Source organism: Mycobacterium sp. SP-6446, assembly GCF_001954045.1.
GTDB lineage: Bacteria > Actinomycetota > Actinomycetes > Mycobacteriales > Mycobacteriaceae > Mycobacterium.
The window spans coordinates 20,498-28,177 of the sequence record NZ_MBEM01000080.1 but is presented as its reverse complement, the minus strand read 5'-3'; the positions used below and the strand labels follow the sequence as shown (position 1 = coordinate 28,177).

Sequence of the window (7,680 nt, the reverse complement as noted above, 5' to 3'; positions counted from 1 at the left end):
GACAACAACGTCGACACCGGGCTGGCCGCCGGCTTCGCCGGCCACGCCCAGATCGGCAAGGGCATGTGGACCATGACGGAGCTGATGGCCGACATGGTCGAGCAGAAAATCGGCCAGCCCCGCGCCGGGGCCAGCACGGCCTGGGTGCCCTCGCCCACCGCGGCCACGCTGCACGCGCTGCACTACCACAAGGTCGACGTCATCGAGGTGCAGAACGAGCTGGCCGGCAAGAAGCGCACCGACATCGACCAGTTGCTGACTATTCCGCTGGCCAAGGAACTGGCGTGGGCGCCCGAGGAGATCCGTGAGGAGGTCGACAACAACTGCCAGTCCATCCTGGGCTACGTGGTGCGCTGGATCGACCAGGGCGTCGGGTCGTCCAAGGTTCCCGACATCCACAACGTGGCGCTCATGGAGGATCGCGCCACGCTGCGCATCTCCAGCCAGCTGCTGGCGAACTGGCTGCGCCACGGCGTGATCACCGAAGAGGATGTCCGCGCCGGCCTGGAACGCATGGCCCCGATGGTGGATCAGCAGAACGCCGGGGACGCGGCCTATCAGCCGATGGCACCGAACTTCGACGACAACATCGCCTTCCAGGCCGCGCAAGAGCTGATCCTGGCTGGCGGACAGCAGCCCAACGGTTACACCGAGCCGATCCTGCATCGGCGTCGACGGGAATTCAAAGCCCGCGCGGCAGGCGGCTGAGTCCCACAACAAGGTCATGTGATGGTTCGACGGAAAGGCGGCGCGCACCGGCATGGGTAGGCACAGTTTGCCCGACCCCGAAGACTCCGGCGACGAGCCCGTTGACGATTACGTTGCCGACGATCCGTACGCCGATGATCTATACGCCGGCGAGGACAGCGGCCGTCATCTGAGCGCCGGTCAGGAAACCGACACGCCGGGCAGCTTCAGCGACTACCGCCGCTACCGGGACGCGGGTCACTACGCCGACGAGGAGTACTTCGGCGCCGCCGAGGACGACTACGCCGACGAGGAATTCGCGGACGACGCGGATGCCTACCCGGCGGACGACGCGGATGCCTACCCGGCGGACGACGCCTTCGCAGTCGATGCCGCCGGCGAGTATCCGGAATTTCCGCCCCGAACGGCGAGCACGGCGAGCGCGGAGCGATCGGACCCGCCGACCGGCGGCCATCGGGGACTCGGCGACTGGCGGGGCGGTCACCGCAGCGCCGGCGGACGGCGTGGGGTCAGCATCGGCGTCATCGTCGCCCTCGTCGCCGTCGTGGTGGTGGTGGGCACCGTGATCCTGTGGAGCTTCTTCGGCGACGTGTTGTCCAACCGCTCGCACACGGCCGCCGCACGCTGCGTCGGAGGCAAAGAGACGGTCCCGGTCGTCGTCGACCCGTCGCTGGCCGATCCGGTGCAGCAGTTCGCGGAAAGCTACAACTCGACGGCGGGTCCGGTCGGCGACCACTGCATGCAGGTCAGCGTCAAACCGGCCGGCACCGACGCCGTCGTCGCCGGTTTCATCGGCAAGTGGCCCGCCGAACTGGGCGGCCAGCCGGCGTTGTGGATTCCGGCCAGCTCCGTGTCGGCGGCGCGGCTCTCCGCGGCCGCGGGCCAGAAAACGATCAGCGACAGCCGGTCGCTGGTCAGCTCGCCGGTGATGCTCGCCGTGCGACCCGAGCTCCAGCCGGCTCTGGCCAATCAGAGCTGGGCGACGCTGCCCGGCCTGCAAACCAACCCGAACGCATTGGCCGGCTTGAACCTGCCCGCGTGGGGATCGCTGCGGCTGGCCTTGCCGACCAACGGCAACAGCGACGCCGCCTACCTCGCCGGCGAGGCGGTGGCGGCCGCTTCGGCGCCCGCCGGCGCACCCGCGATCCAGGGCACCGCCGCCCTGCGCAGCCTGACCAGCGTCCAACCGAAATTGGCGGACAACTCGCTGACGGAGGCGATGAACACGCTGCTCAAGCCGGGTGACCCGGCGTCCGCGCCGGTGCACGCCGTCGTCACCACCGAGCAGCAGCTGTTCCAGCGCGGCCAGTCGCTGCCGGACGCCAAGAACGCGCTGGGTTCCTGGCTACCGCCCGGGCCGGCGGCCGTCGCCGACTACCCCACCGTGTTGCTAAGCGGCTCATGGCTCACGCACGAACAGAGCTCGGCGGCCAGCGAGTTCACCCACTTCATGCGCAGGCCCGAGCAGCTCGCGAAGCTGGCCAAGGCCGGCTTCCGGGTCAACGGTGTCAAGCCGCCGGCCAGCGCGGTGACCGGTTTTCCCGCGCTGCCCTCCACGCTGTCGGTCGGCGATGACGCGATGCGCGCGACACTCGCCGACGCCATGTCCGCGCCGTCAAGCGGGTTGGCCGCGACGATCATGCTCGACCAGTCGATGCCCAGCGAGGAGGGCGGAAAGTCGCGGCTGGCCAACGTGGTTGGTGCGCTGAGCGACCGGATCAAGGCGCTGCCGCCCACCGCCGTCGTGGGGTTGTGGACGTTCGACGGGCGCGAGGGCCGATCGGAGGTTGCGGCGGGTCCGCTGTCCGACCCCGTCAACGGCCAGGCCCGCTCGGCGGCGCTGACCGCGGCGCTGGACAAGCAATCCGCATCGGCCGGGGGTGCGGTGTCGTTCACCACGCTGCGCATGCTCTACCAGGAGATGCAGGCCAAATATGTTGCCGGACAACCTAATTCGATACTAGTGATCACGGCGGGGCCGCACACCGACCAAACCCTGGACGGCGCGGGGTTGCAGAATTTCATCCGCACCGGCGCCGACCCGGCCAAACCGATCGTGGTCAACGTCATCGACTTCGGCGCGGACCCCGACCGTGCGACGTGGGAAGCCGTCGCCCAGCTCAGCGGCGGCAGCTACCAGAACCTTTCGACGTCGACCTCCCCCGACCTCGGCACGGCGATCGCTCAATATCTGGGCTAGCGCTCGGCGAATCTCCGACTCGGAGATGTCACACCGTGGGCATACCATCGGGAGCGCCATCCGAGGAGGGGTAATGCGCATCGATTTCACTCCCGACCCACAGCTGTACCCGTTCGAGTCGCGCTGGTTCGACAGCTCGCGCGGCCGCATGCACTACGTGGACGAGGGGGCCGGGCCACCGATCCTGTTCTGCCACGGCAACCCGACCTGGAGCTTTTTGTACCGCGACATCATCGTCGCGCTGCGCGACCGCTTCCGTTGCATCGCACCGGATTACCTCGGTTTCGGGCTCTCGGATCGGCCGGAGGGATTCGGCTACAAAATCGACGAGCACGCGAGGGTCGTCGGCGAGTTCCTCGACCACCTCGGCCTGGACGGCTACGTGAGCATGGGCCAGGACTGGGGCGGGCCGATCAGCATGGCCGTCGCGGTCGAGCGCGCCGACCGGGTGCGCGGAGTCGTGCTGGGCAACACCTGGTTCTGGCCGGCGGACACTTTCGCGACGAAGGCGTTCAGCCGGGTCATGGGCAGTCCACCGATGCAGTACGCGATCCTGCGGCACAACTTCTTCGTCGAACGGCTGATCCCGGCGGGAACGGCGCGACGGCCCAGCGCCGCGGTGATGGCGCACTACCGCGGTGTGCAGCCCAGCTCCGAGGCGCGAAAAGGCGTGGCCGAGATGCCCAAGCAGATCCTGGCCGCCCACCCGCTGCTTGGACGGCTTGCCGCGGAGGTGCCGGCCAAGCTGGGCGCTAAGCCCGCGCTGCTGGTGTGGGGCATGAAGGACGTCGCCTTTCCGCCGGGCCCGAACCTTCCGCGGATGCGCGCGACGTTCCCCGACCATGTCGTCGTCGAGCTGCCCGAGGCCAAGCATTACATCCAGGAGGACGCCCCCGAGCAGATCGCCGCGGCGATCGCCGACCGCTTCGGTTAGACGAAGGCCTCCACCGGCGGGCAGGAGCAGACCAGGTTGCGGTCGCCGTAGGCGCCGTCGATGCGACGCACCGGCGGCCACACCTTGGGGCGGAACGCCTTGCCGAGCGGGTAGGCGGCCTGTTCGCGGGTATACGGATGATCCCAGTCCGAGACCACCAGGCACTCGGCGGTATGGGGGGCGCCCCGCAACGGGTTGTCGTCGACGGGCCACTCCCCCTTGCCGACCCGGTCGATCTCGCGGCGGATGGCGATCATGGCCTCGCAGAAGGCGTCGACTTCGGTCAGGCTCTCACTCTCGGTGGGCTCCACCATCAGCGTGCCGGCCACCGGGAAGCTCATGGTCGGCGCGTGGAAACCGTAGTCCGCCAACCGTTTTGCGACATCGTCGACGGTGACGCCGGTCGACTTGGTGATGCCGCGCAGGTCCAGGATGCATTCGTGGGCGACCATGCCGTTCTCGCCGGTGTAGAGCACCGGGAAGTATTCGTCGAGGCGCCGGGCGATGTAGTTGGCCGAGGCGATCGCCGTCAGTGATGCCGCCCGCAATCCGTCGGCGCCCATCATCCGGATGTAGGCCCACGTGATCGGCAGGATCGAGGCCGACCCGTAGGGCGCCGACGACACCGGCCGACCGCCGGGCAACTCGGGCGCGTAGGGGTGACCCGGCAGGTATTTGGCCAGGTGCGAGCGCGCCGCCACCGGCCCGACGCCGGGTCCGCCGCCGCCATGCGGGATGCAGAACGTCTTGTGCAGGTTCAGGTGGCTGATGTCGCCGCCGAATTTGCCCGGCCGCGCCAGGCCGACCAGCGCGTTGAGGTTGGCGCCGTCGATGTAGACCTGGCCGCCGGCGTCGTGCACGGCCGCGCAGATGTCCGCGATGTCGTGCTCGTACACGCCGTGGGTCGACGGGTAGGTGATCATCAGCGCCGCCAGCCGGTCCGCGTGCTCGGCGACCTTGGCGCGCAGGTCGTCGAGGTCGACGTCGCCGTTGTCGCGGCAGGCCACCACCGCCACCCGCAGCCCGGCCAACGCCGCCGATGCGGCGTTGGTGCCGTGGGCACTGGACGGGATCAGGCAGATGTCGCGGTGCGGCTCGCCGCGGTCGGCGTGGTAGTCGTGAATCGCCAACAGGCCCGCGTACTCGCCCTGCGAGCCGGCGTTGGGCTGCAGCGAGACCGCGTCGTAACCGGTGATCTGCACCAGCCAGCTCTCCAGGTCGGCGATGAGCCGCCGCAATCCCGCGCTGTCGGATGCCGGGGCGAACGGATGCAGGCGAGCGAATTCCGGCCAGGTGACCGGCTCCATCTCGGCGGCGGCGTTGAGTTTCATCGTGCAGGATCCGAGCGGAATCATGCTGCGGTCCAACGCAATATCCTTGTCGGCCAGAGTGCGCAAATAGCGCATCATGGCGGTCTCGGTGCGGTATTGCGTGAACGCGGGATGAGTCAGGAACTCCGAGGTGCGGGTCGCGATGTCGACGCGTGCCGGCTCGGCGGCCTGAACTTCGAACGCGCCCAGCACAATCGCGACGTGCTCTGCGGTCGTGGCCTCGTCGCAGGCCACCGACACGTGGTCGGCGTCGACGCGCCACAGGTTGATGCCCTTGGCTTTGGCCGCGGCGATCACCGCGTCGGCGCGCCCCGGGACGCGCGCCAGCACGGTGTCGAAGTACTTGTCATGCACCAGCGCTGCATCGGCCGCCGAGCCCAACCCGGCGGCGATCGCCTCGGCGCGGCCATGCACCCGCCGCGCGATCTCGGTCAGGCCGTCGGCGCCGTGGTAGCTGGCGTACATGGCGGCCATCACCGCCAGCAGCACCTGCGCGGTGCAGATGTTGCTGGTCGCCTTGTCGCGGCGGATGTGCTGCTCGCGGGTCTGCAGCGCGAGCCGGTAGGCCGGGGATCCGTCGGCGTCCACGGACACCCCGACGAGCCGGCCCGGCAGCTGACGGGCGTGCTTGGCGTGCACAGCCAGGTATCCGGCGTGCGGGCCGCCGAATCCCATTGGTACACCGAATCTTTGGGTGGTGCCGAACGCGACGTCGGCACCGATCTCGCCGGGCGGCTTGATCAACGTGAGGGCCAACAGGTCGGCGCCGACGGCGACCAGCGCGCCGCGGTCGTGCGCCTCCTGGACCAAGGCCGACCAGTCCGTGACCCGGCCGCTGGCACCGGGCAGCTGGGCGATCACACCGAAGAATTCGCCGTCGGGCAGGCCATCGCGCAGGTCGGCGGTCACGACGTCGATGCCCAGCGGCTTGGCTCGGGTGCTCAGCACCGCGGCGGTCTGCGCGAAGACGTCGACGTCGACGGCCAGCCGGTTGGCCGCGCCACGAGCGGCCCGGTGCATCAACGTCATCGCCTCGGCGGCCGCGGTGCCCTCGTCGAGCATCGACGCGTTGGCAACCTCGAGGCCGGTGAGGTCGGCGACCATAGTCTGGAAGTTCAGCAGCGCTTCGAGCCGGCCCTGGCTGATCTCGGGCTGATACGGCGTGTAGGCCGTATACCAGGCCGGGTTTTCCATGATGTTGCGCAACAGCACCGGCGGCGTGAGCGTGTCGTAGTAGCCCTGCCCGATCATCGACACCGCGACGGTGTTGGCGTCGGCCAGCGCCCGCAGCTCGCTCAGCGCCTCGGCCTCGCTCGCGGCCGGCGGCAACGCGTCCAGACCCGGCGCGGCGCCGTCGGCGAGCTTGTCGAGAATGCCGGTCGGGACCGCCTTGGCCGCCAGCTTGTCGAGCGAGTCGACGCCGATGACGGCGAGCATGGCCGCGACAGCCGGGCTATCGGGGCCGATGTGCCGGGCGGCGAAAGTTGACTGGTCGGACACTGGCGAACTCCTGACAGGGCAGAGGGACGAGCGGCCCTCTCCCTCTGTCTTCACCCGGTCGCCGGGTGCCTGAGAGATTCGGCGCCGCTGAACTCGGCGGCGCCTTTCCCCATCGGCGGGTGCGACCGCTGCCGGTCACACCGCTTTCCAGAGGCATCGTTGTCTTGCGCGGTCCGGGTGCCTGAGAGGTTGACGGAGAGGTGTTGCTCCTTCGGCGTCCGTGACTGGCAATCACGGAACTCTCCCGCGCGAGGGCGATGCGTGCCCCAGCTTACTCGGCCGCCCCCAGATGTCCGCGATCGCGCGGGGTTAGCCGATCTTGCGGTCGCGGTGCTTGCGCCGGGACGCCAGCTCGTCTTCCGGGGCGTCGATCGATTCGCCGCCGTCGGCACGCTCGCCGGGGAAGTCCGCGATGACGCCGGTCAGCTCGCGCATCGCGCCGGACACCGCGATGCCGAACACGCCCTGGCCGCCCTGCAGCAGGTCGACGACCTCTTCGGCCGAGGTGCACTCGTAAACCGTGGTGCCGTCGGAGAACAGGGTGATGTTGGCCAGATCCTGGACGCCGCGCTGGCGCAGATGGTCGACCGCGACGCGGATGTTGTGCAGCGAGATCCCGGTGTCGAGCAAGCGCTTGACGATCTTGAGAACCAGGATGTCCTTGAAGGAGTAGAGCCGCTGGCTGCCGGACCCCGCCGCGCTGCGGATCGACGGAACGACCAGCGAGGTGCGCGCCCAGTAGTCCAGCTGGCGGTAGGTGATTCCGGCGATCTGGCATGCGCTCGGCCCCCGGTAGCCGACCAGCTCGTCGGGCACGGAATCGTCGGGGAACAGTCCGGGCTGCACGGCCACGCTCGGCGCGGTGGCGCTGCGGTCGGTCGTGGCGTCCGCGTGGTCGGCTAGGTCCAGCTGCTCTTGACGTGGCTGCTCGCTCACGGTTCGTTCCTCTCGCCGATCGCGCTCGTTAACTAGCTGCGTTCGCAGGCTGCCTCGGCAGCCATGTTTGC

General features: G+C 69.2%; 4 protein-coding genes, 1 pseudogene and 1 riboswitch. Of the genes and pseudogenes, 3 read left to right on the top strand and 2 right to left on the bottom strand.

The features are described from left to right. The 3 genes and pseudogenes from A5736_RS06410 to A5736_RS06400 all read left to right on the top strand — a co-directional run. Positions 1–708 (top strand): annotated as a pseudogene (locus A5736_RS06410) (malate synthase G); the annotation flags it as partial. Positions 709–760: 52 nt separating this feature from the next. Further along, a complete protein-coding gene (locus A5736_RS06405; protein ID WP_076245159.1) occupies positions 761–2,908 on the top strand; it encodes a substrate-binding domain-containing protein in 2,148 nt (715 codons plus the stop codon). 73 nt (positions 2,909–2,981) lie between these two features. Next, a complete protein-coding gene (locus tag A5736_RS06400) occupies positions 2,982–3,842 on the top strand; it encodes a haloalkane dehalogenase (protein ID WP_076123174.1) in 861 nt (286 codons plus the stop codon). Here the strand turns inward: A5736_RS06400 and gcvP are convergent. Beyond that, positions 3,839–6,673 carry an aminomethyl-transferring glycine dehydrogenase gene (gcvP, locus tag A5736_RS06395; RefSeq protein WP_076245157.1) on the bottom strand — a complete coding sequence of 945 codons (2,835 nt, stop codon included), beginning with the start codon at positions 6,671–6,673 and terminating at the stop codon, positions 3,839–3,841. The two genes, A5736_RS06400 and gcvP, sit on opposite strands and share 4 nt — an antisense overlap. Positions 6,674–6,832: 159 nt before the next feature. After that, positions 6,833–6,930: riboswitch (glycine riboswitch) on the bottom strand. A 52-nt stretch (positions 6,931–6,982) separates the two neighbouring features. Next, positions 6,983–7,609 carry a MerR family transcriptional regulator gene (locus tag A5736_RS06390; RefSeq protein WP_076123169.1) on the bottom strand — a complete coding sequence of 209 codons (627 nt, stop codon included), beginning with the start codon at positions 7,607–7,609 and terminating at the stop codon, positions 6,983–6,985. Between the last annotated feature and the right edge of the window lie 71 nt (positions 7,610–7,680).